1 protein-coding gene is annotated in these 2,189 nt (G+C 59.5%); it reads right to left on the reverse strand.

The genetic code is table 11. From position 1 onward, the window contains the following. Positions 1–2,189, reverse strand: a 2,189-nt coding sequence (locus tag U1708_RS20560) for a TonB-dependent receptor domain-containing protein (RefSeq protein ID WP_332748147.1), incomplete at both ends; no start/stop codon positions are given.

Below are 2,189 nucleotides of genomic sequence, written 5' to 3' on the forward strand. Positions count from 1 at the left end.
GGCGCCAGATCCGAACCGGTATTGTAGTCAGACGTCATGCGGCTATCGACGTAGAACAACGCCGACATGCCGTTCGACCCGATCTCGGGGGTCCATGCGAGCGAGGTCGTCACGACGTTCTTGGGCGCGTTCGACAATTGGCTTCCCGGCAGCAGGAACAGCGCCGGATCGAGCGGCTCCCCTTGCGCATTGCCGACCAGATTCCGGCGGAAATGCGTGTCCGAATAGGTGTACCCCGCGGTGAAGGTGACATTGCGAACCGGATTGAGAGTCGCTTCTGCCTCGACACCCTGTGAGATCAAGCCGGGCTTGTCGGCACTGCCTGCGCAACTGCCGTTGCCCGCGAGGCTGTCAGTGTCCGCCCCGTTCAGGTTGTTCTTGCAGCTTTGCAGGTTCTGCACGACGTACACCGAGCCGTTGAACGTGTTGAGCTGGAAGTCCTTGAACTCCTGCCTGAAGGCGGCGAGGTTCAGGCTGAAGGCACGGCTGATGTTGTACTTGGCACCGATTTCATAGGCGTCCACCTTTTCGGCGTCGAAACGCAACCCTGGCGCGTCGGCGTTCGTACGCGGCGTAAATACGCCCGGCAGGCCACCAAGATCCGATCTGTCGAGGTTGTAGCCACCCGCCTTATAGCCCTTGGCATAGGACGCGTAGGTGAGCAGCCGCGGCGTCGGCTTCCACGACACCACCGCGGTGCCGGTGAATTCACCGTCCGAGAAGCTGTCGTTGAGGTTGAGCGCGTTGATTGTCGACGAGCTATTGCCGGTGCAGGTCAGCGTCACGATGCCGCCGATGAAGGTACGTGCGGTGGCAGGCACTGCGGCATTCGACAGTAAGGGCGAAAGATTGGCCTGCTGTACCGGGCAGACTGTATTGTTGTTGTTCAGATTGGCCCGAAAATCCTTCGCCTCGTGTGTGTAACGTAGGCCAAGCGTCAGCGACAGAGTGTCGGTGATGTTGAAGATATTGTGAGTGAAGAATGCATAATTCTCGCTGGTCTGGCGATAGCGCGATCCCTGGTCGCCGACGTCGTTGACGCCTCCGACGCGAACGCCATTGACGATCGTACCGGACAGGCGATCCAGCCCGCCGAGTACTGACGGGGCAATTCCACCGAAAGCGCCCGTGACCGTCGCGCGGCCTGCCGCGCTGAGGCAACCCGGCGCGTTCTGATCCTGAAGAGCTACCGCGGGGTTGAGCGTCGCTACCAGACGACAGGCAGCAAAGGTACCATATTGCGTACCGAACTTGGTGCTGTCGACCACATTGAGTTTTTCGTGCGAATAGAAACCGCCGACGAGCCAGTCGAGCTTGCCATTAAACGCAGAGCCCTGGAGACGAACCTCCTGCGTGAACGTCTTGAACTGTCGATAGGAATCATTGTCGCGGTAGCTGAAGTCAACATTTCCGTAGTCGGTATCGCCGGCGTTGCCCGATTTGTTTTCACGATAGGCCGTGATCGACGTGATGTTGATGCCGCCGAAATCCCAGTCGATCTGCCCGGACCCGCCGTAATCCTCGGTCACGTTGCGGAAGGTACGGCCCGGCGAGATTGCGACACTGCGATCGAACGGATTGGCACGCGTATCGGTTGTTGGGCGGACCGCGCCGAGCCGGTTGAGAACACCAAGTATGCGGTTTGAGTCCGAATAGGCTACAGCGCCATCGGTGTTTATACTGCTGCCGTTCGACTGCACAGCATTTACTGTCGGGTCGAAGGTTTCGAACTTGCTGTAGTAGGTCGCGCCGCAGCAGCTTTCGTCACGGTGGCTGTAGTCGCCGATAAGGCGCAGTCTGAAATCATCGCTCGGCTTGAATAGTAGCTGACCGCGCACAAAGTAGCGGTCGCGGTTATTGACCCGCGCCTCATTGTCGCTCTGCGTGATATTGCGATAGAAACCATCGCGCTTGTTATAGATGCCGTCAACCCGGAAGGCGATCGTATCGGTCAGCGGGCCGGTGATGCCGAGCTGCGCACGCTTGTTGTCGTAGTTGCCGTATGTAAGCTCGGCGATACCGCCAAAGGTGAACTCCGGTGCCTTGGTGACGATGTTGATGAGGCCCGCCGATGCGTTGCGGCCGAACAGCGTACCCTGCGGTCCGCGCAGCACCTCGACCCGCTCGATCTCCCCGAGTTCGTTGAGGCCGACGCCGGTGCGGCTCCGATAGACACCGTCGATGAAGGT

Source organism: Sphingomonas arabinosi (assembly GCF_036663715.1).
GTDB lineage: Bacteria > Pseudomonadota > Alphaproteobacteria > Sphingomonadales > Sphingomonadaceae > Sphingomonas.